The sequence below is a fragment of the Halomonas sp. genome, assembly GCF_033549285.1.
In the GTDB taxonomy this organism is placed as follows: domain Bacteria; phylum Pseudomonadota; class Gammaproteobacteria; order Pseudomonadales; family Halomonadaceae; genus Halomonas.
In genome coordinates this window covers 1-21876 of record NZ_JAWSUJ010000003.1, presented here as the reverse complement: position 1 = coordinate 21876, position 21876 = coordinate 1, and the positions used below count along the sequence as shown (strand labels likewise).

General features: G+C 62.5%; 20 protein-coding genes. 2 read left to right on the top strand and 18 right to left on the bottom strand.

The window, feature by feature from the left end; translation table 11 throughout:
* Nucleotides 1–14: 14 nt before the first annotated feature.
* The gene (gene flgL / locus SCI24_RS01335; RefSeq protein WP_318723585.1) at nt 15–1238 is read left to right on the top strand and encodes a flagellar hook-associated protein FlgL; all 1224 of its coding nucleotides are present in this window, start codon (nt 15–17) and stop codon (nt 1236–1238) included.
* 99 nt (nt 1239–1337) lie between these two features.
* Here the strand turns inward: flgL and fliR are convergent, their stop codons facing one another.
* The 13 genes from fliR to fliF form a co-directional block, all read right to left on the bottom strand.
* Entirely contained in the window at nt 1338–2135 is a 798-nt protein-coding gene (gene fliR / locus SCI24_RS01330; protein WP_318723584.1) for a flagellar biosynthetic protein FliR, read from the bottom strand.
* A 4-nt stretch (nt 2136–2139) separates the two neighbouring features.
* Nucleotides 2140–2409, bottom strand: a complete 270-nt coding sequence (fliQ, locus tag SCI24_RS01325; protein ID WP_232911406.1) for a flagellar biosynthesis protein FliQ — start codon at nt 2407–2409, stop codon at nt 2140–2142.
* Nucleotides 2410–2460: 51 nt separating this feature from the next.
* On the bottom strand, nt 2461–3159 hold the full coding sequence (gene fliP / locus SCI24_RS01320; RefSeq protein WP_318723635.1) for a flagellar type III secretion system pore protein FliP: 699 nt from the start codon (nt 3157–3159) through the stop codon (nt 2461–2463).
* A gap of 56 nt (nt 3160–3215) precedes the next feature.
* Complete coding sequence (gene fliO / locus SCI24_RS01315; RefSeq protein WP_318723583.1) at nt 3216–3662, bottom strand: flagellar biosynthetic protein FliO; 447 nt, start codon at nt 3660–3662, stop codon at nt 3216–3218.
* Complete coding sequence (fliN, locus tag SCI24_RS01310) at nt 3659–4168, bottom strand: flagellar motor switch protein FliN (RefSeq protein ID WP_318723582.1); 510 nt, start codon at nt 4166–4168, stop codon at nt 3659–3661. Before fliN ends, fliO begins: the two co-directional genes overlap by 4 nt.
* Nucleotides 4161–5219, bottom strand: a complete 1059-nt coding sequence (fliM, locus tag SCI24_RS01305; RefSeq protein ID WP_318723581.1) for a flagellar motor switch protein FliM — start codon at nt 5217–5219, stop codon at nt 4161–4163. Before fliM ends, fliN begins: the two co-directional genes overlap by 8 nt.
* 25 nt (nt 5220–5244) lie before the next feature.
* On the bottom strand, nt 5245–5715 hold the full coding sequence (gene fliL / locus SCI24_RS01300; RefSeq protein WP_318723580.1) for a flagellar basal body-associated protein FliL: 471 nt from the start codon (nt 5713–5715) through the stop codon (nt 5245–5247).
* A gap of 118 nt (nt 5716–5833) precedes the next feature.
* Entirely contained in the window at nt 5834–7162 is a 1329-nt protein-coding gene (locus tag SCI24_RS01295; RefSeq protein ID WP_318723579.1) for a flagellar hook-length control protein FliK, read from the bottom strand.
* A gap of 19 nt (nt 7163–7181) precedes the next feature.
* Nucleotides 7182–7640 carry a flagellar export protein FliJ gene (gene fliJ, locus SCI24_RS01290; protein ID WP_318723578.1) on the bottom strand — a complete coding sequence of 153 codons (459 nt, stop codon included), beginning with the start codon at nt 7638–7640 and terminating at the stop codon, nt 7182–7184.
* Nucleotides 7637–9028, bottom strand: a complete 1392-nt coding sequence (gene fliI, locus SCI24_RS01285) for a flagellar protein export ATPase FliI (RefSeq protein WP_318723577.1) — start codon at nt 9026–9028, stop codon at nt 7637–7639. Before fliI ends, fliJ begins: the two co-directional genes overlap by 4 nt.
* On the bottom strand, nt 9025–9804 hold the full coding sequence (fliH, locus tag SCI24_RS01280) for a flagellar assembly protein FliH (RefSeq protein WP_318723576.1): 780 nt from the start codon (nt 9802–9804) through the stop codon (nt 9025–9027). The genes fliI and fliH overlap by 4 nt, the downstream gene beginning before the upstream one ends.
* Nucleotides 9797–10801 carry a flagellar motor switch protein FliG gene (gene fliG / locus SCI24_RS01275; RefSeq protein ID WP_232911390.1) on the bottom strand — a complete coding sequence of 335 codons (1005 nt, stop codon included), beginning with the start codon at nt 10799–10801 and terminating at the stop codon, nt 9797–9799. Before fliG ends, fliH begins: the two co-directional genes overlap by 8 nt.
* Nucleotides 10794–12524: a flagellar basal-body MS-ring/collar protein FliF gene (gene fliF / locus SCI24_RS01270; protein WP_318723575.1), complete on the bottom strand. Its 1731-nt coding sequence runs from the start codon at nt 12522–12524 to the stop codon at nt 10794–10796. The genes fliG and fliF overlap by 8 nt, the downstream gene beginning before the upstream one ends.
* A gap of 265 nt (nt 12525–12789) precedes the next feature.
* Here fliF and fliE point away from each other — a divergent pair, with 265 nt between their 5' ends.
* Entirely contained in the window at nt 12790–13119 is a 330-nt protein-coding gene (fliE, locus tag SCI24_RS01265; protein ID WP_318723574.1) for a flagellar hook-basal body complex protein FliE, read from the top strand.
* A 24-nt stretch (nt 13120–13143) separates the two neighbouring features.
* On the opposite strand, the gene SCI24_RS01260 is transcribed toward fliE, so the two are convergent.
* From SCI24_RS01260 to SCI24_RS01240, 5 genes are all read right to left on the bottom strand, one after another.
* Nucleotides 13144–13515 (bottom strand): flagellar protein FlaG, encoded by a 372-nt coding sequence (locus tag SCI24_RS01260; RefSeq protein WP_318723573.1) that lies wholly within the window; start codon nt 13513–13515, stop codon nt 13144–13146.
* Nucleotides 13516–13642: 127 nt separating this feature from the next.
* Nucleotides 13643–15622: a methyl-accepting chemotaxis protein gene (locus SCI24_RS01255; protein ID WP_318723571.1), complete on the bottom strand. Its 1980-nt coding sequence runs from the start codon at nt 15620–15622 to the stop codon at nt 13643–13645.
* A 212-nt stretch (nt 15623–15834) separates the two neighbouring features.
* Entirely contained in the window at nt 15835–16314 is a 480-nt protein-coding gene (locus tag SCI24_RS01250) for a hypothetical protein (protein ID WP_318723570.1), read from the bottom strand.
* A gap of 100 nt (nt 16315–16414) precedes the next feature.
* The gene (locus SCI24_RS01245; protein ID WP_318723569.1) at nt 16415–20605 is read right to left on the bottom strand and encodes an EAL domain-containing protein; all 4191 of its coding nucleotides are present in this window, start codon (nt 20603–20605) and stop codon (nt 16415–16417) included.
* A gap of 12 nt (nt 20606–20617) precedes the next feature.
* On the bottom strand, nt 20618–21775 hold the full coding sequence (locus SCI24_RS01240) for a diguanylate cyclase domain-containing protein (RefSeq protein ID WP_318723568.1): 1158 nt from the start codon (nt 21773–21775) through the stop codon (nt 20618–20620).
* Nucleotides 21776–21876: the final 101 nt, after the last annotated feature.

Genomic DNA, 21876 nt, shown 5'->3' with positions numbered 1-21876 from the left:
GGAGAGAGAATACGATGCGAGTCAGCAGCGTTACCATGTACGAGCAGAGCATCTCGTCCATGAACCGTCAGCAGAACGACTTTCTCAAGGTCAGCCAGCAGATTGCCAGTGGTCGCCGTGTGGTCAATCCCTCAGATGACCCCCAGGCCGCCTCGCGGGCGGTGGGCGTTGATCAGGCCCGCGCGGTGACCCAGCAGTTCGCCGACTCCCGAGTCAGCGCGCGTAACTCCCTGGCCCAGACCGAGAGCGTGCTCAACAGCATCGGCGATGCCATCACCAGCGCCAAGACGCTGATGGTGCAGGCCTCCAGCGATACACTGAGCGATGCCGATCGTGAATCCGTGGCCAGTGAGCTGCGCGGTATCTACGAGACGGTGATCGGCCAGGCCAACGCCACCGACGGAAACGGCCGGCACCTCTTCGGGGGCTATCAGGACAGTACCGAACCCTTTGTGCGCAAGACGGTGGGTGACGAGACCTTCATCGAGTATGTCGGTGACGACAAGGGGCGCGAGCAGCGCATCGACGCCTCACGGAAGATGAAGGTGGCGGAGAGTGGCTTGTCGATCTTCGACAGCGTGCCCAGCGGAGCCGGCTATGTGGCCGAGGCGGGTGCTGGCAACGGCGGTGGCATCACCTTTTCCGGCCCTCAGGTGATCGATGCCGACCTGGCTTCCCAGGGTGTCGCCTACTCTGTGGCTATCAATGAAAGCGGTGATGTCACGGTTACTGATGGCAACGGTGACACGGTCACTTCCGATGTCGTGAAGAAGGACGGTGTCACCAGGGTGGAATTCGGCGGTCTGGCGCTGGAACTCAAGGGCGAGCCTGGTGCTGATGGCGATGACACCATCGCGGTCAACCCGGCCGACCAGGGCAACACCAATCTCTTCGAAAGCTTCGAGAAGGCCCTGGCGGTGCTGGAGAATCCCGCCGAGACCGGTGCCAAGAAGGCGGCGCTGCGCAACACACTGAATACCGTGATGCGCGAGTTCGATAACAGCCTCGACAACGTATTGACTAAGCGTGCCTCCGTCGGTGCCCGTCTCAACGAGTTGGACGTGGTCGACAGTGTGGGTGGTAACCGCATGCTCAACTACGAGCAGACCCTCTCCGACCTCGTCGATCTGGACTACGCCGAGGCGATCGGCGACTACAGCCTGCGCCAGGTGGGCCTGCAGGCCTCCCAGAAGGCCTTTGCCGATATGAAGGGCATGTCGCTGTTCAATTATCTCTGAGGCCCGTTCCCTGTCGGCCATGGCAAATCCCTGTGCGCCATGGTCCTTGTCCCGCTTCGGTGCCATGCCCCGGCCGAAGCGGTTTTTTTGGCTTCGCGTTCAGGGCGGCGGGAGTGGCGCCATCATCTCCAATAGTCCCTGAAGGAATCTAAGACCGTTTGCGAAGTGGCGCTCCAGGAAGCTGCCCAGATCGATCATCAGTACCATCAGCAATACCAGGCCCACGGTGAGCGAGGCGGGAAAGCCGATGTTGAATACCGTCAGCTGGGGAGCAGAACGGTTGAGGATGCCCAGCGCCAGGTTGATGATCAAAAGCGAGGCGACCAGTGGCAATGCCATGAGCATGCCGACGGAGAAGATGGTGCCACCGTAGCGGGCCAGCATGATAAAGGCATCGGGATTGAAGCGCCCAATACCGATTGGCAGCGTCTCGAAGCTCATCACCAGGATTTCCAGCACCATCAGGTGGGCATTGAAGGCCAGAAACATCAGCAGGGTGATCATGTAGAGTATTCGTGACAGCACCATCATGTTGGTGCCGCTAGAGGGGTCGAAAAAGGTGGCAAAGGCCAGACCCATCTGCAGGCCGATAAACTCCCCTGAGGCCTGCACCACCGAGACGATGATGCGCACCGTGAGCCCGATGGCGGCGCCGATCAACATCTGTTCGACCAGAATGCCCAGGCCTGCCCAGGAATACAGCGGAATATCCGGCATGGGGGGGAGCACGGGGGCTATCACCACCGCGATCGCACCGGCGGCGGCGATCTTGGCCTGGCGAGGCACGCTGGAGTGCCCCCAGAGTGGCGCGCTCAGCATCAGGGCGGTGATCCTTGTAAAGGGCCAGAAGAAGGCCACCAGCCAGCCATGCAGCTGCGCGAAGGTCACCTCCACCATAGGGCTACATCAACATCGCGGGGATATTGGTGAACAGCTCCCGCGTGAAGGTGGTGATCAGCTTGAGCAGCCAGGGGCCCGCCAGAACCAGGACCGCGAATACCGCCAGGATCTTGGGAATGAACGACAGCGTCATCTCGTTGATCTGGGTAGCAGCCTGGAACAAGCTCACCAGCAGACCGGTTGCCAGTGCCGCCAGCAGCAGGGGTGCCGCCAGCAGCAGCGTGACGCGCATCCCCTGATAGGCAAGGTTCATCACCATTTCCGGTGTCACGAGAGGCTCCCTGAGCGATGGTGAGTGTGCAATGCTAAGACGTGATGATGGCTAGAGGTAGAAGCTCTCGGCCAGTGAGCCGAGGATCAGCTGCCAGCCATCTACCAACACGAACAGCATCAGCTTGAACGGTAGTGAGATCGTTATCGGCGGCACCATCATCATGCCCAGCGACATCAAGGTACTGGCGACTACCAGGTCGATGATCAGAAACGGTATGAAGATGGTGAAACCGATCTGGAAGGCCGTCTTCAGTTCGCTGGTAACGAAGGAGGGCACCAGGATGCGCAGTGGTACATCCTCGGGGCCCTGCAGCTCGCCGACATCAGCCAGGCGAGCAAACATTGCCAGGTCGGGCTCACGAGTCTGGGCCAGCATGAACTCTCTGAAGGGCCCCTGAGCCAGCTCCAGGAACCTGCTGAATCCAATCTCGTCATTGCTTAGCGGCACCCAGGCCAGCTCGTAGACCTGGTCGAATACCGGCGCCATGATGAAGAAGGTGAGGAACAGCGCCAGACCGAGCAGGATCTGGTTTGGGGGGGTGGCCTGGGTACCCATGGCGGTGCGCAGCAGGCTCAGTACGATAATGATGCGGGTAAAGCTGGTCATCATCAGCAGTACTGCCGGCAAGAAGGCCAGCGAGCTGAGCAGCAGCAAGGTTTGCAGGGATAGCGACCAGCGCTGCCCACCGTCTTCCGTGGGCTGGCTCACAATGCCGGGGATTTCCTGGGCCATGGCCAGGCTCGGCATCAGCAGGCCGGCGGCAAGCAGCAGCAAGGCAAGCCATTTCACGGGGTCGCGCGTGATCACGAGCCTCTCCTGCCATCCATTCCTGCATTGCGCTTCAGTGCCTTGGCAAACCGCGTGCCGAAGCTGTCTCCAGCCTCGAATAGGGGAGGGGACTGCGTATCGCGTGCACCAGTGGCAGTGTCCGGATCGGCGGGCATGCTGTGCAGCATGTCAACACGACCGTTACCGATGCCGAGCACCAGCCAGGTGTCCTTGATCTGGACGATGGAGATTCGCTCCTTGGGGCCGACCATGGTGCTGTCGATGACCTTGAGCTGGCCGCCACGGCGACGCTGATAGGGGCCCCAGCGGCGCAGTGCCGCTGCCGCGAGGAACAGGATGGCCAGGATCAGGCCCAGTGCGGCGGCCGTCTTGCCCAGCATGGCTAGCCCGAGCAGCGATTCGCCGCCGGCGGCCGCGGCCTCGATGCCGGCCTGTGCCTGTTCGCCACTGTTCTCACTCATCTGTTCAGCTTCTGCACTCGCTCGGAGGGGGTGATGATCTCGGTAATACGGATGCCGTACTTGTCCTCGACTACGACCACCTCACCCTGGGCGATCAGGTAGCCGTTGATCAGGATGTCCATGGGCTCACCGGCCAGTTCATCGAGCTCAATCACCGAACCCTGGGCTAGCTCCAGCAGCTGCTTGATGGTCAGCTTGGTGCGGCCCAGCTCCACGGTGAGTTTCACCGGGATGTCCATGATCATCTCGAGGTCGCGGGCTTCGGTCGTGCCTTGGGTCTGCTCCAGCGGGCGAAACACGCTGCCGCTGGCAGAGCGGGCCTCGGGCTCCGGATCGTCAGGCGTCTTGGACTCCTGCTCGGAGGCTTCAACCGCCTGCTGTTCCGCGAGGGCTTCGGCCCAAGGGTCATCATCTGCACCAGGCTGAGTGTCGCTCTCCTGCTCTGACATGGCGGCGGCCCAGTCATCTTCGCTGATGTTCTGATCGGGCTTGTTGGGATCAGTCATGATTCGATTCCTTAGCTTTCTGTGCGGCACCCCGCGGTGAGGATCCCTTGATGAAAGTATCGGCAGGTGCATGGTCGCCGGCATGGTCGAATACCCGCAGCACGCGCAGTGCCCGCTGCTCATGCTGACTGCCGTATTCGCACTCCATCACTGGTACACCGTCAACGCTGGCGGTGACCTTGTCAGGCAGCTCCAGCGGCAGCACGTCTCCTGCCTTCATCGACATGACGTGGGAGATGCGACTGGGAATCTCGGCAAACTTGGCTACCAGCTCCACCTCTGAGTGACGGATCTCGCCGGCGATGCGACGTGTCCAGGCGCCATCCTGGCTGTGATTGCCGTCGCTGAGCGGGTTGGTCAACAGGTCACGCAGTGGCTCGATCATCGAGTAGGGCATGCAGATCTGGAAGTTGCTCGCTAGGTTGCCCACCTCAAGGTTGAAGCTGGTGTTGACCACGATCTCATTGGGCGAGTTGGTAATGTTGGCGAACTTCGACTGCATCTCGCTGCGCAGATACGAGATCTCCAGTGGGTAGACCGACTTCCAGGATTCGCTATAGGCATCGATGGCCAGCTGAAGCAGGCGCTGGATAATGCGCTGCTCGGTATTGGTGAACTCGCGCCCTTCTGACTTGGTGACGAAGCGACCATCACCTCCGAACAGGTTGTCTACCACCATGAATACCAGGCTGGGTGGGAAGACGATCAGCGCCGAGCCGCGCAGCGGCTTCATGGCGATAAGGTTGATATTGGTTGGCACCGGGACATTGCGTGAGAACTCGCTGTAGCTCTGATAGCGCACCGAGTCCACGGTGATATCGGCGCTTCGCCGGATCAGGTTGAACAATGCCATGCGGAAGTGGCGGGCAAAGCGCTCGTTGATGATATCCAGGGCATGCAGACGCTCGCGGATGATCCGATGCTGCGAGGCCGGATCATACGGACGGATTCGAGAGGAACCATCGCTTTTGGCTTCGGGCTCGTCATCGCCACTGACGCCCTTGAGCAGGGCGTCAATTTCTTCCTGTGATAGCAGGTCGTCTTGGGACATGGCGTCTCGGGGGTCTCCTGCCCGACTACTGAACGATGAACTCGGTGAACAGTACGTCTTCGATAGCCAGAGGCGCCTGGTTGGTTTCCAGTGGCGTCTCCAGCACGTCGATGATGTCCTTAGCCAGCCGCTGCTTGTCCTCTGAAGAGGTCAGCGCACTGGCCTGCTGCCCTGAGAACAGCGTCAGCAGCCGGCTGCGTACCTGAGGCATATACTCCTCGAGCAGTTCGCCGGACTCTTCGTCGCCGAGCTTCAATGTGATACCGGTATAGAGCAACCGCGAGCCGTAGTCGTCATCCGCGACATTGACGGTGAAAGGCTCGATGGAGAGGAAGATTGGCGCACTGCGTTCGACGGTGGCCGAGGTCTCCTCTGCTGAAGCGTCGCGCTGGTCGAACACCATGAACAGGGCCACTGCCGCCGCCGAGGAGGAGAGCGTCAGCAGCAGAATCATCACCCACATCAGCTTGCGGGATCCGCCGGCAGATTTCGCCATTCGCTTACCTATCATGTCGTGTCATGCCTGGGCCAGAGTATGCGGCCGATCAGGTCATGATGATGAATCGAACAGGCCCGTCTTGCGGGCGCATCTTCATAGTTTGAACGCCTGGGGTTCAGGCGTAGAGGTCGACCCGACCGTGGAGTCTGATCTCGCGTCCAGACGCTATCTCGGACACACCCTCCAGGTCCGAGTCGACGCCTTCGCCCAAGGCTCCGCCTGCCATCATCGGCTGACTACCCTCGCCGGATTCGCCCCCCTTGCCATCACCAGTGCGCTGTTCGCCTACCGTGGCCTCCCCCAGCTCGATGCCTTGCTCGGCCAGTGCCTCACGCAGCTGGGGCAAGGCCTGCTCGAGAACCTGGCGGACTTGGGCATGGGCAGAGAGGAACTGTGCCTGCGCCCCTTGGTCGCCGAACTTGAGGCTTACCGACAGCGGACCAAGCTCGGCAGGGTGAAGCTGAAGCTCGACGCGCTGCTCTCCGCCACTCTGGCTCATGCGCACCAGTTGCTGGCCCAGTTGCTGAGGCCAGGCTGGACTATTTACCGGGGCGCTCAAGCTGGCGGTGCTCTGTGCCGAGGCGTTGGCCGGCTGGGCTCCCGCAGCGGTATTACCCGTCAGTGTCGACAGCCCTTCCAGCAGGCCTCCGCGTTGTGCGTCGGTTTGACTGTTCCCCATTACGCTGGGTGCTGCTTCAGCCTGACGGCCGAAGGCGGCGGTAAGGGCGTCGGCGCTCGACAGACGAGCAGGGGAGGAAGCATCAGTCTGGGCCTGGCTGCCGCGCTGCATGGCCTCAAGGATTGCGCCCTGCAGGCTGATACGCGAGGGAGCCTCAGCATGGGATTGGCCGCGGCCGCCCTGACCGCGACGCAAGGCGTCGAGCTCCCGGGCCCCGTCACCCTGTGCCAGCTGGGGCATCAGGGTGGTTAAGGCCGGTGCAACTTGCTCGTCACGCTCACTCTCAGCGGTCCGACCGGCCTGGTCGATCAGGGACAGGCGTTCGCGCAGCGCAGCCCACTCGTCTGTCTCGCCCGCTGCGTCCTGGGTTGGCTGTCGGGCGTCGTCGTGGCCTGCCAGGTCGAGCTGGATGGGCAACACGGTCGTTTCATTGTTCTCAAGTTGCTGCATCAGGGCCTTCGCACCGGCGAGCAGCTCTTCGGTCTGCGCCTGTGCCATACCGGCTTCTCCCAGCCAATCGAGCAGGGCGCTCATGTCACCGCTGCCGAAGGCTCGGCGGAGTGCCTCGAGCCCCGCCTCGTCAAGCGCAGGCAGGGCCTCGGAAGGGGCGGTCGATGCCTGGGTGAAGGGCACCTTGGTCTTGCCACCCATCCCCGCCTGGGCAAGCTCATTGGCGAAGCCCCCCGAACTGCTGGAATCGCCGCCTCGCCAGGCGGGTGCCTTGGCCGGTATGGCGGCGATTGTCATGAGCTGCTGGATATCCATTGGAATTCTCCTCGGGGGCTCAACGCTCACCCCGTGTGGGGCGGCGGGCCAGACGACTGTTCACCAGGTCATCGCTGATATTCTGTTCACGCCGCTGCTCCTTGCGCTGTTGTTCCTTGGCACGGCGCTCAGCCAGGGTGTCATAGGAGCTCAGTTTTCGCTGTTCCTGCTGCCAATGCTGCCGAGTACGGTCCACTCGCTGCTCCTGTGCTGCCACGGCTCGACGGGCGCGCTCAAGAGCCTCATCGAGGGAGGAGAGGAACTGTTGGTAGTTGCGCATGGTGGCGGGGTCGATCCCGTCGCGCATGGCAGCATTGAGCTTGTCGGCATACTCCTGCCGGTAGCCGCTCAGTGCCGCCAGTTGTTCGGCGACCTGCTGAGCGTTGCGTTGTTCGCCGGCGAGTGCCTGGCCGGCCTGGTCGCGAGAGTCTCGAGCCAGGTCGATCAAGGTATCGAGTGGCTTATTTGACTGACTCATGCCTGACCTCCGAGCGTACTGGAAAGTGCTTGTCGGGATGCGTCTACGCTCGCATTCTCATCGATGCCTTGCTGGAGGAAGGCTTCGAGCTGGGGAAAGCGGCGTACGGCTTCATCAAGTTGGGGGTCATTGCCGGGATGGTAGGCCCCGACACTGATCAGGTCACGGTTGCGCTGATAGCGCGAGAACATGCCTTTGAAGCGCTGGGCCAGCCGCTGCTGTGAGCCCTCGGTGATAGCGGTCATGGCGCGGCTGATGGATGCTTCGATGTCGATGGCCGGGTAGTGTCCCGCCTCGGCGAGCGTGCGTGAAAGCACGATATGGCCATCGAGAATGGCCCGAGCGGAGTCAGCGATGGGGTCCTGCTGATCATCACCTTCCGTAAGCACCGTATAGAAGGCGGTAATCGAGCCTCCACCGGGCGCGGCGTTGCCGGCTCGCTCCACCAGGCTCGGCAATTTAGCGAATACCGAGGGTGGATACCCCTTGGTAGCGGGCGGTTCGCCGATGGCCAGGGCAATCTCCCGCTGGGCCATGGCGAAGCGGGTAAGCGAATCCATGATCAGCAGCACGTTCTTGCCCTGGTCACGGAACCCTTCGGCCAGGCGGGTGGCATAGGCCGCCCCCTGCAGGCGCTGCAATGGCGAAGTGTCGGCGGGGGCGGCGACCACCACCGAGCGAGCCAGGCCCTCTTCACCGAGGATGTTGTCGATGAAGTCCTGGACCTCCCGGCCGCGTTCGCCGATCAGCCCAACCACGATGACATCGGCTCGGGTGTAGCGCGCCATCATCCCCAGCAGCACCGATTTACCGACACCGGAGCCGGCAAACAGCCCCATGCGCTGGCCCCGACCGACACTGAGGAGGGCATTGATGGCGCGGATGCCGACGTCGATCTGCTCATTGATAGGGGCGCGGGAGAGAGGGTTCAGCGGTGGTGTGGCAAGCGGCGCACGGCGTGCCTCCTGTAGCGGTCCGAGGTCATCCAACGGATTACCATTGCCGTCCACCACGCGGCCGAGCAGGCTCTCGCCAATCGGAAACCGGCGTGCCGCATTCTGGCTGCCTTCCACCAGCGGCAGCACCCGAGCGCCGGGGGAGAGGCCGCTGATCTCCGCCAGCGGCATCAGATAGAGCCGGTCGCCGGCGAAGCCGACGACTTCGGCCTCGGCGAAGCGGGTAGGCTCGCTGGGAAGTGAAGGAAGCTCGATGCGACAGGCGTTGCCCAACGCGACCTGCAACCCCACCACCTCGATCACCAGGCCGGTCGCGCGTACCACCCGGCCGCTGGGGCGGCAGGGGGGCAGCGGCGCCACGCGCCGGCGCACGCCGCGCAGCGCTTGCTGCCAGCGTGCCTGATGTGGGTTGGTGGCGAGGCCTTCGTTCACTGCTGGCTCTCCTCCCGGTCAGAAGAAGATGGCTGGCTGCCAGGCTCCCTTACGGGTTGGCGGCGGCGTACCTGCGCCTTGACCGCTTGCCAGCGTGTCTCCCATGTAGCATCGAGCTCACCGCTGGCACTGGTCACCCGGCAGCCCCCGCGGCTGAGCTGGTCATCGGGTTGCAGCGTCCAGCCCGCAGCAGACAGCTCCTCGCCGAGATGCTTTTCTACAAGCTTGTGGTCCAGCGGGTGAAGCCACAGTCGCTGCTGGCCTACCAGTGGCGGTTCGGTGTGGAGCAGAGTGCGTACCAGCTCGAGCACCTGGCGCGGCCGGGTTTTCAGCGCTTCCCCGGCGAGTTGTCGACCCGTTTCCAGTGCCAGATCAACCATGTCTTCGGCGATGGTGTCGTCCAGAGAGTCGAGTGCTTCGGAGAACTGCTGTGCCAGCTCGCCCAGAGGAGCGAGTAGCTCGCGTTTGCGAGCCTCCAGCTCTTCCTGGGCCTGGCGTCGGCCTTCCGCGAGGCCTTTCTCCAGTCCTTCGGCGTGCCCCTGCTCAAGGCCCTCCTGGTAGCCGTCTTGGCGCCCCTCTTTCATGGCGCGCTCGCGCAGCGCCTGAAGCTCCGCCTGGCGACGCGACTGCTCGCGCCGTTGCGCCTCGATGCCGGGGTCGGCACTGGCCGCTTCGGCATGGCGCGCGGCTGCGCGAGGGCTGCGCAGCTCGCTCATCTCCCAGCGCTGCCAGGGACCTTGCTGACCGCCCGGGTCGAAGCGGGAAGTGTCAGACATAGGTCTCGTCTCCACCGCTCAGCACGATTTCGCCGGCATCGGCCAGGCGCCGGACCACCTGCAGAATCGTCTTCTGCTCGGCTTCCACCTGGGATACCCGGATCGGACCACGTGCGTCCATATCCTCGCGCATAAGGTCGGCCGCACGCTGGGACATGTTGCGCATGAACTTGTCCATGAGCACCTCGGGTGCCCCCTTGAGTGCCACCACCAGGGAGTTGGTATCGATTTCCTTGAGGATGATCTGGATGCTGCGGTCGTCGAGATCGATGAGGTTCTCGAACAGGAACATCTCGTCGATGATCTTCTGGGCAAGATCCTCGCTGTGGGAGCGTACCGTCTCGATCGCCGCCTCTTCCTGACTGGTATTCATCAGGTTGAGAATCTCGGCTGCAGTGCGGGCACCACCCATCTTGCTGCGCTTGAGGTTCTGGCCGTCGAGCATGTTGGTCAGCACCTCGGTCAGCTCCTGAAGGGCCGCGGGCTGCACGCCGCTGAAGGTGGCGATCCGCAACACCACGTCGTTGCGCAGCTTCTCGTCGAGCAACGCCATCACGTCGGCTGCCTGGTGGCGTTCCAGGTGGATCAGCACCGTGGCGATGATCTGTGGGTGCTCGTCGCGGATCAGCTCGGCTACCATCGACGGCTCCATCAGGTTGAGCGCATCGATGCCAGAGCCGCTGCCTCGCGTCTCGAGCACGTCCTCGATCAGGCTGCTGGCTCGGTCCGTGCCCAGTGCCTTGGTAAGCACCGAGCGGATATGGTCGCTGGAGTTGAGATTCAGGGCGATGAACTCCTCTGTCTCATCGCTGAATGCCTGCAGCACCTTGCGCATCTCATCGTGGGAGACCTGCTCGAGGCTGGCCATCTCCATGCTGATCTGCTGGATTTCCTGCGGGGAGAGGAACTTGAAGACCTCCGCCGCGCTGTCCTCGTCCAACGCCAGTAGCAGGATGGCACTGCGGCGAACGCCGCCCATTTCCTGGAGCTTACTCATTCCGGTTCATCCAGCCGCGTACGATCATGGCCACCATGCGGGGATCCTCCTCGGCCATCTCACGTAGGTCGTTGAGGTTCTGTTCATAAGCCGAGGCCTTGCGGCGTCGGCGAGGCTTGTCATAGGTGGAGGCGTCGTCATCCTCCTGGCCGCGTTCGTCATCACGTTCGTCATCATCACCGACGCGTGTGGTGACCGTAGCGGCCGGCGGCTGTTGCGTTGCCGGGGGAGGCGTTGCCGTAGCCCGCTTGATGAAGGGCCGCAAGATGAGCAGATAGAGCAGCAGGATCGCCAGGCCGATGAGCAGGTAGCGACCAAGGGTAAGGGCTAGCTGCTGGACCTCGGGGCGCTGCCACCACTCCAGCGTCTCCCGCTCGCGTTCATCCACGGCGAAGGGGCTGTTGACCAGCGCGATTTCGTCACCGCGCGCCTCTGAAAAGCCCATGGCTTGACGCACCAGGCGCTCCAGTTGGGTCAGCTCCTCCTCACTGAGCGGCACTGCCTCGGTGTCGCCATTTTCACCGATGGCTTCGCGGAAGTTGATCACCACGGCGGCGCTAAGCCGTTCAACTTCGCCGCGACGGTACTGGACATGGGAGACGGTGCGATCGACCTCGTAGTTGACGACATGGTCACGATCAAGGCTGGCATCGTTATCTGCATTGCCGTTTTCGCCATCGTTCGCGCCGTCATCACCTTCACCTTCCTCGGCGGGAGCTTCCACCGGCGAGGCGGCGATGCCGGGAGGGGTATTGGAGAGGGCGCCGGGAATCCCGCCCGCCATCTCCTCGTCACCGCGCCAGGTTAGGCGTGACTGGTGGCTACGCACTGCTGATTCATTGGGGTCCTGGTTAGGGCCGTACCTCTCGGCCGTCTCCTCGCGCTGGGAAAAGTCGATATCGGCGGTGACCTGCGCCTTGACATTACGCATGCCCAGAATGGGTGCCAGGATCGACTCGATGCGCCTCTGATAGGAGCGCTCGACTTCGGCGATGTACTCCAGCTGTGTGCCGTCGAGCCCCAGCCCGTTACTGGCGCTCCTTGTCAGCAGCTTGCCGTTCTGGTCCACGACCGTGACGGCGTCTGCCGCCAGATCGGGTACGCTGCTGGAGACCATGTGCACGATGGAGTTGACCTGTCCTTCGCCGATGGTACGGCCCGGCTGCAGGGTGAGTACTACCGAGGCCTTGGCCGGTTCGCGGTCACGCACGAAAACCGAGTCCTTGGCCAGCGCCAGGTGGACGCGTGCACGTTCTACCGGGCCAAGAGATTCCATTGAGCGTGCCAGCTCGCCCTCGAGGCCGCGCTGGTAGTTGATCTGCTCGGCAAACTGGCTGATGCCGAATGCCTGGTCCTGCATCAGCTCGAGGCCCACATTGCCGCCCTGGGGCAGGCCTTGCTCGGCAAGCTGCAGGCGCAATGAGTGGACCTGGTTGTCCGGCACCAGTAGGGCTTGCCCACCTTGGCTGAAGCGGTAGGGGACACCGCGACTGTCCAGCTCACTGATGATGCGACCGCCGTCAGCTTCGCTGAGATTGCTGTAGAGCACGCGATAATCCGGGCTGCGTGCCCACATCAGCAGGGCCACGACTATAGCGATCGTGGCTGCGCCTGCGATCAGCAGTGCCACCATGGGGTTGCCCCGCAGCCGTTCGAGCACGCGCGACAGACCACCCGCATCCTGGCGAGACTGACTTTCTGTGGCCGAGGCGCCGTTACTCATCAACGCCTCCGGTCGGCTTGGCACCAGATGTGGCGCGCATCACGACCCGGTAATGGGGTAAAGAGGGCATCTGCTGCGTCCGTTCATCGCATTGAGCCGCTCGCAGGCACGGAGCGGTACTGTGATGAACGCCATTATCCGGCCTTGGCGCCACCCTAAAGGAGCGAATAGCCCTTCTTTTGCCGGGCATTTGCCCGTTTGGTCGAGATGGCTGGGCTGGTAGCCTTGCGAGTAACTTTCCGAACCCATGAATGAGGTGGTGGTAATGAGCGCGCCCGCAATCGAATCGGCCCTTTCCCAGTTGCAATCGCTGGCATCCCAGGCCTCGGGCCAGGCTGTCAGCGGCCAGCAGGTCGATACCCGTGTCGGCAGTGGCGGGTTCGCCGGTGAGCTGCAGGACGCCATCCATCGCATCAACGATCTGAAGCTCAAGTCCGCGGATACGGCCGCTGCGTTTCAGGCAGGCGAGCCAGGAGTTGAGCTTAATGACGTCATGCTCGACATGCAGAAGGCCAGCATCGCCAGCGAGATGGGCACCCAGGTGCGCAATCGTCTGGTCACCGCCTACAAGGACATCATGAACATGCAGGTATGATCCCTGCGACGCACGTCCCGGGGGTTACGCCTCCAGGCGAATCAAGCGTCCCTTCAGCTCCTCAATCCTCTCCGCCACCCGCAACACCTCTTCCGAGGGAATCTGGCGGATGGTTTCACCGCTGTCACGATCCACGATCCGCGTGATCGGGCGCTGATTCTCTTCCGACAGCTCAAACTCCAGCCCGAAGGCTCGCATGGCTTCGTTGATTCGCTGCAGAGGCTCCACCAGCGAGGCTTGGCCAAGCGAGTCATCGCCGCTGCCGCCTTCAGATACGACACCTCCCGCAGGAGGGAGCTGTTCCATCACGCTCTCGAGTCGCTGATGGGGAGTCAACTCTTGGGTTGGCCGGTTGAACAGGAGGGCCAGGGTGGCATCGGTAAGCGGTGACGTCATGGCAACTAACCTTTGTTATGATCTTGTTCGCACCGAGCGGCGCGGACGGTACTTATATGGAGTTACGTTACCCTTCTATCGGCCAGAGCCGCCGGCGCTTTAGGCGCCGGCGGCCTTGTGGGCGTCACTAGACCATCTGCTCCGATGCCTGGTGGGAGTGCTGCTGGCTGGGAGCCTGCCAGCCCATGTCACTCGAGCCGGATACCTTGAAGCGGCTGACCAGCTGGGCCATGTCGCCGGCCTGGTCGTCCAGGGAGCGGCTTGCCGCGGCTACCTGCTCGACCAGGGCGGCATTCTGCTGGGTTACCTCTTCCAGCTGTGTCACCGCCTGGTTGATCTGTTCGATGCCGGCGGACTGTTCCCCGGTAGCGGCGGACATGTCGCGAACCAGGTCTGCAACCTGCCCCACCTTGAGGGTAATGGTTTCGAGAGTGGCGCTGGTATTGCGGACCAACTCCTCACCTTCGTTGATGCGCGCCACGTTGTTGTCGATCAGGCGGCGGATCTGCTGTGCCTCGTCGGCGCTGCGGCTGGCCAGCTTGCGAACTTCCTGGGCGACCACCGCGAAACCGCGACCATGCTCACCGGCCCGTGCTGCCTCTACGGAGGCGTTCAGTGCCAGCAGGTTGGTCTGGAAGGCGATGTTGTCGATGGCCTCGACGATGCTAGTCACCTCCTGGTTGGCGGTGTGGATCTGTTGCATGGCGTCGCTGGCACGGCCGGCTACCTGGCTGGCTTCGCTTGCCTGCTCGCTCATCTCCTCGGTCATGCTCTCCGCCTGGCGGGCGTTGTCGGCAGTGTTACGCACGGTGGCGGTGATCTGCTCCATGCTCGAAGCGGTCTCCACCAACGAGGCTGACTGCTCCTCGGTGCGCTGGGCCAGGTCCTGGTTACCCTGGGCGATCTCGCCGCTGGCCACCTCGACGGAGAGGGCGCTGCGCTGGATGTTGCCGACCAGCGTCTCGGTCTCCTCGGAGGCGTCGTTGAAGGCGGCATAGAGGCGTGAGAGCTCGTCGTTGCCGGGTACCTCGAGGCGCCGGGTCAGGTCACCGCCACGTGTCTGGATATCCTTGAGATTGCGATAGAGCGGTCCCAGCAGGCTGCGCACGATGAGCAGTGCGAGCGCGATGGCGAGTATGGCGGCCAGGCCGGCTATGACCAGGTAGGCGGTAAGGGCCTGGTTGGCGGAGCTGCGGAGTTCGCTGGCCGAGGCGAGAATGTCGGCCGAGACATCGTCCTCGAGGCCCTTGAGCGCGTCGATCTTGGCGCTCTGCCAGTCGAACCACTGCTGCGGGTCGACGTTGTAGCCGCCGGCGACGCCCAGGCTCAGGGCTTTTTCGCGCAGGGGGGTGACCCGCTGCACGATGTCGCCCTCGAGGATGGCATTCAGGCTGTCGGCCATCCTGGCGTTGGCGAGGGTCTCGAAGGTCTCGAAGTGCGCGCCCTCCTGCCCTTGCATCGACAGCAGGCGCTGGTGCGTGGGGGTGCGCATCAGATTGGTGCTGAAGGCGTTGGCCAGTATCGCGCGCTCGATGCCGGCGAGGTCCTTGGCCTTGAGCAGGGTGTAGTAGGCGCCGAGGCGGCGCGATATCTCGGCGTCATCGGTGAGGTGTGCCATCTCCCCGACCATGCCGATCAGGGTGGCGTTGAGGCCGGTGAAGTGGTCTACCGTTTCTTCGGCTTCGACCTCCAGTGTCTCGATGCGGCGCCGCAGCGCATGGGTCTCGGCCAGTTGGCTTTCGACGTCATCGGCCATGGCCGCCAGCTCCGGGCTGAGCGCGGCAAGGTCGAGCTCGGTCAAGGTGGCCTGAAAGGCCGAAAGAGCCTGGTCGGTGGCCGGGAGCTGACTGTTCAGGCGATTGCCGAACGTCTCGCCGTTGCTGCCGATGTAGCCAGAGGAGATGCCGCGCTCGCGCTGCAGCTGGTGAATCAGGTTGCCGGCGCCCTGGGAGAGCCGGGTGAGCTGCTCCAGCTCCGCCATATTGGTGGCCATTCCCTTGCGTTCGGTGATGCCGGTGATGGCAAACCACGTCATTGCCAGCAATGGCAAGGCTAGGGCGAGGACGAACTTCCAGCCCATGGGGATTCGGTTCAGCAGTTGTGTCATGCCTGGATCTCCCGGCCCGAGTATGCGGACCTTCCGGTATTGCCAAATGTGTCGAGGGCAGGGGAGTAGGCGACCTGTGTTTGGAAGCTTTTTGAAGGATCGTGCGTCGCCTGCCTGGCCAGGCTATCGGCCGGGTTGGCTGCATCTTTAGTTGACGGGGTGCGGTGTGGAGGTTGCTCTGATCTGCGTCAAGAAAATCTCGGGCGAGACGGTTAATGCACTACCTCGATCCGAAATTCTCCGCATGCCTCACCCACTCCGAGCTCCAGCCAGATGGCGTAGTGACAGCCCAGGCGCTCGTGGCAGCCACGCAGCTTGCGCAGGTCCTGATGACGACCCTGCCGGTAGCTGCTCTTGCCGAGCTCGATCACCGCCAGCGGCTCGCTGCTGTCGCGATGGTGAATCAGGATGTCGGGGTAGATGGTGCGGGCGACCGTGGCATCGCTGGTGGTGGGGACCACCATATGGCCCTTGCGCTGGATCGGTGTTTGCCAGCAGTTGTATTCGCAGTCCACGTCCCACTGAGGAAGGGCGCTCTGAAGGTAGATGGCGAGCCGGCATGCCAGGCTGCGTTCATTGGCCTCGTCCACAAGCAGGGACTCATCGCGGGTGGTCAGTTGCTTCAGTGCCTGCTCAAGGATGTGGTGGATCTCTGTGCTGGGTACCGGATGAAAGCGCTCCATGACGGACATCGACAACTCTCCTGTGCCAGATGGTGATTGGCGATTCCTCTGTGTCCTTAAACTCATCGGCCGACGACGGGAAAACTTCAGGGCGATCTTCACAGTTCCGCTAGATTCTGTGTTTCGTCAAATAGGGGATCAGGTCCTCCAGCGGCATGGGGCGGGCGAAGTAGTAACCCTGGAACGACTCACAGCGCTGCTTGAGCAGATAGTCATACTGGGCCTCGGTCTCGACCCCCTCCACTACCAGCTCGAGTCCCAGCTTGCCGGCCATGGAGACCACGCCTTCGATGATGGCGGCATCACGGTGGTCGCTGACCACCTCGCGAACGAATGAGCGGTCGATCTTGATCTTGCTGATCGGCAGATATTTCAGGTAGCTGAGGCTGGAGTAACCGGTGCCGAAGTCGTCGATGGCCACCCGGATATCGTGCCGGCGAAGCTCCTGAAGGGTCTCGATCACTCGCTCGGTGCTGTCCATCAGCACCCCTTCGGTCAGCTCCAGCTCCAGCAGGGATGGCGACAGGCGGCTTGCTTCCAGCGCCTGCATCACGCCGGTCACGAAGCCAGGGCGCAGGAACTGCATGGGCGAGACGTTGACGGCCATGCGCAGTTCTCCCATGTCCATCTCGTTGAGCCGCTGCGCATCGCGGCAGGCGGTGGCCAGAACCCAGTCGCTGATCGGAATGATCTGGCCGGTATCCTCGGCGAGGCCGATGAAGGCGGCCGGCGAGATGAAGCCGCGTTCAGGGTGATGCCAGCGCACCAGTGCTTCCAGTCCGGTCACCAGCCCGCTGGGGCCATGGATCTGCGGCTGATAGTAGAGCTCGAATTGCTGCTCCTCGATGGCGCGCTGCAGGGCGTTGCGCAGCGAGACTCGTTCGCTGACTTTCTGATTGAGGTCGCCGGTATACCACTGAGAGGTGTTGCGGCCCTGGTGTTTGGCCTTATACATGGCTAGATCAGCCTGCTGGATCAGTTGCATGGGCCGCTCGATCTTGCCATCGCTCAGGGTGATGCCGATGCTGGCTGTGATGCGCAGCTCGTTGCCGTCGATGTGATAGGGGGCCGAAACTCGAGCCAGCAGGCGCTCGACCACTGGCATGACGTCGTCCTCGTGGGCGAGGTCCGGCAGCAGGACCACGAACTCGTCGCCGCCGAAGCGGGCCACACTGTCGCCGGGACGCAGCTGCGCCTCCAGACGTTGCGCTACCTCCTTGAGGATGCGGTCGCCGGTGTCGTGGCCCAGGGTATCGTTGATCGGCTTGAAGCCGTCGAGGTCCAGGAAGACCACCGCCAGATGGCGCTGATAGCGCCTGGCGATCTGGCAGCCCTGGGCCAGTCTATCCTCCAGTAGGGTGCGGTTGGGCAGGCCGGTCAAGGCGTCGTGGCTGGCATTGTAGGCCAGCCGTGACTGGTACTCCTTCTGGGTAGAGATATCGTTCTGCACCCCGATAAAGTGGGTGACCACCCCACTCTCGTCGCGTACCGGTGAGATGTAGAGGTCGTTCCAGAAGGTGGAGCCGTCACGGCGGTAGTTGCGGATGACTATGTGGACGTCGCGCTGGTTCATGATGCCTTCGCGCAGTGCCAGCGTGGCTCGAGGCTCGGTGTTCTCACCCTGCAGAAAACGGCAGTTGCGGCCGATGGCTTCCTCACTGGGATAACCGGTGATTCGCTCGAAGGCAGGGTTCACATAGACGATAGGCATATCGGGCAGGAGGGCATCACAGATCACCACTCCGTTGATGCTCGAGGCAACACTGCTCTCGAGGATACGCAGCTGACGCTCGGTGGCCTTGCGCTGGTTGATGTCGCGGAAGTAGACGGCCAGCCCCTCCTCGGAAGGGTAGGCGTGCACCTCCACCCACAGGTCAAGACGTGGGTTGCACGCCTCGAAGTGGGTGGCCTGGCCGGTGGCGATCGCCTTTCGGTATTCGCTCTCGAAGCGGGAACCAGCGGCCTCCGGAAATTCCTGCCAGATATGGCAGCCGAGCAGAGATTCGGACTCACGCTGCAGGAGTCGCCCCGCCTCCCGGTTGACGTAGGTGAACCGCCAGTCGTCATTCAGGGTGAAGAAGCCGTCGGTAATGCTCTCCAGGGTGGTGGTCAGGCGTTCGGCCAGCCGAGTGACCTCGGCGATGAGGCGGCGCTGCTCGGTGATGTCTTGAGTCGAGCCCTGGGCCTGCACGATCCGCCCTTCGGCATCGCGGACCGCCTGGCCGATGACGCGCACCCAGAGGTGGCGTCCCTTGTTGGTGATGACCTGGAACGTCTCGTCGAAGGGGTTGCCGTCCTGACAGCAGCTCTCGAACAGGGCCTGAAGACGTTCCCTGTCGCCGGGCGCGTAGTAGCCGAGGGCCTGTTGCAGGCTTGGCTGGAAGCCAGGAGGCTCGTCGTGGATGGCGCACACTTCGTCGGACCAGATCGGCAGGCCATCCGCCATGTCGACATACCAGCCGCCAATCAGCGCCGTCTGCCCCACGATCTCGAAGAAGTGCTCGTGGCGACGCATCGCCAGCTCGCTCAAGCGACGCCCCGTGATATCGCGGGCCACCACGTAGATCACCTGCTCCTGGCCCAGCGCCGCGTTGAGCTCGACCCAGCGGGCTTGGCCCTGCCGGTCGCGGATTCGCGCCGCCAGCTCGTGTACCTCGCCCCCTTCAGCCAGCTGCTGTATGGCCTCGGCGATGCGTGGATGATCCTCGTCGAGAACCAGCCGGGTGTAGGGCTGGTCAATCAGTTCCGAGGCGGGGAGCCCCAGCTGGTGCTCGAAGGCGGGATTGACCTGCAGGAATCGCCCCGTGAGGTCGACGCGGCAGAACAGATCGGCCGACAGGGTGAAGAACTGGTCGCGTTGCTGCAGCGCTTCCCGGGTCGCTCGCTGGGTTGCTTCGAGTCGGCGTTGACGCCGCTCGGCGATCCGGAACAGCTCCTGGCCCATCATCACAACCAGCGTCAGCACCAGGCCTGCCAGCAGCAGCAGGGTGGGTAGCAGGTCCAGATGGCGAAGCTGTCGGCCATCCAGTTCGGCCGAGAGCTGCCATTCACTGCCGCCTGCGAGCGACACGGTGCGGCTGGCGAGGGTTACCGAGCTCTTCGATGACCCACCCAGCTGGGAGCGGAAGAGCAGGGTGTCGCCCTTGTGCAACTGGATGTTCAGTGAATCACCCTCTCGGCTGGCTAGTTCGCCGATCAGGGTGGCGAAGTTCAGTCCGACCACCAACCATTCCGCTGGGCTGTCGGCAATCGCCAGTGGCACCGCCATCAGCGTCAGCGGCTGGCCGTCTTCGCCGGCAACCACCGGCCCGACGCGTTCTCCCTCTGGTTGGTTTGCGTGGCTAAGCCACTGGCGACGTTCAGCCTCGTCGAGATAGCGCTCGAGCCAAGCCAGAACGGATGCGTTACGGCCCTCGAATCGCACTGGGGAAAGCTCGCTATCGAGGATTGTGACCAACTCGAAGGCGGCGATATCGCGCAGGTAGCTGTCGGACTCCTGGCGCCATAACTGGTCGGGCAACGCTCCCAGGCTGGCCCAGCGCTCCGCCTGGCGCTGCAGCAATTGTTCGTGGCGCGTCAGAACCGCCCGCGCCTCTTCCTGGGTTCGGACCAGAGTCTGCTCGCTGCGGCTGACCTGCGCTGCGAGATGCTGGTGGCTGAGCAGGTACCATGCGGCGATGGTCAGCAGGCTGCCGGCCAGGGCAGAGACCTGTGTGGAAAGGGTCAATGACGAGGGCCTGACGGTGCGTGCTGGGCGTTCCAGAAGGAAGAGAACGAGGCCGCCAACCATCAACAGCAGGCTTCCCGCCGTGGATGCCAGGTGGTGTCCGGGCCAGGTGATGACGCTCGGCATGCTGCCCGGCAGCCAGCCGAGCAGCAACGTCACGCCTCCCATTATCAGAAGCGCGACACCGATGCCCCGTGATAGCTGGCGCGCGGGGTTTTCCCAGGTGCTTGCCGCCAGACCGATCGCCGCCAGGCCAATCAGCAGAGTGCCAAACAGCTCGGTATGTGGATATCCCATGAACTGCCAGTCGCCATGGGGTAGCAGCCGGTAGAGGATCAGTACCAGCACCAGTCCTGAAGCGGAGCGGCTGGCGACCAGCCGGCCGCGCTGGCGGCATAGCAGGGCGAGGCCGAATAGTCCGATAGCCAGGGTGCCGTCCGGAAGAAGCAGAGCGGCGCGGGCGGTGCGCTGCGCATTCATGGCCGCGTCGAGCAGGCCGAAGGCCGCCAATCCCAGGCAGGCCAAGGCCAGTAGCGGTGGAAGACAGGATCTGACGAGTTGGCGACGGGTCATGAAGCTCTTGGCCTATGTGGGCAGGGGGCTGTTCTGGATAGAAGGCTGGTCGTAATAAGCCTGTATTTGGTTTCGCCCGTTGGCTTTGGCCAGGTATAGGGCCTGATCAGCGGCACGCATGATGTCGCCTGGCGTTATGAGCCCCGGCCGCTGGACGGCAACGCCGATACTAACTGTAACTTGGTTGCTTGTTGGGGAGCAGGCATGGGGTATTCTCAGCTGATTGATGGCTTCAAGCAGGTTGTCGCCATACGTTAGCGCGGTATCTAAGGTTGTGTTAGGAAGCAGTACGCTGAACTCTTCTCCCCCGGTGCGTGCCAGGAGGAAGCCAGAGGATCTTAGCTGTTGATCCATACACTGAGCCAGAGTGATTAAGCAGTTATCACCCTCCTGGTGGCCATAGTGGTCATTGTATAGTTTGAAGTGGTCAATATCGATCATCATGGCCGCTGTGCCAGGCTGGCGACCGCGTGATTGCAGTGCTTGAGCAAAGCGATCATCGAAAAGACGCCGGTTGGCAACGCCAGTCAGAGGGTCGTGTTGCGAGAGGTCAAGTAGTTCGTCGGCCTGTTGCTTCTGGAGCGCCAATAGCTTCTGAAATTCACGCGCAAGTGTACCTATCTCATCATTGCGTTCCAGCAGGGAGCAAGGTGTGTTCTTGTCGAAAGGAGTGCTATTGAGTTTCTGTGTAAAGCGGGAGAAGTGCCGAAGAGGAGCTAGAATCATGCGTTCGAGCAGCAGAAGAACTAGGGCGATAACTAGAACCAGAAGCCCTGCTGTCCATGCAACAGCATATCGAAAAGTGGCAGAGCTGGCACGAAAACTGTCGCGTGGAATATGCGTGACAATTTCAAGTGGTTGATCCATCAATGGACTCTCAAGTTGGCGTCTTGCTATCAGTTGAGATCCCTTTCTGATAAGCGTTTCTTTTGCTGGCTTATCTCCAATTGAACCTGCGGGCATGATCTGAAGCGGTTGCCCGGTTTGCTGCTCAATCTGCTCTATGAATCGCTCATCAATGCTGCGCATCTTGGCAAGCCAGCCTTGGGCTGGGCCACTCCGGTCGGTACGTAGGATGGCGCTGACAGCCACAACAGCGGGTATCGGTTCTTTCAATACCAGTACGAACTCGTCTTCAGGGTTGTCAAGGCTGGAGCGCAGGCTATCCACGAAACGGCCAGCCCACTGACAGTTGTTAAGTGGTTATTCAAAATTAATCGCGCACTCAGCCCCGTAGCCGCCGAGTAGGCGATAGACCTCGTTGCAGAGGT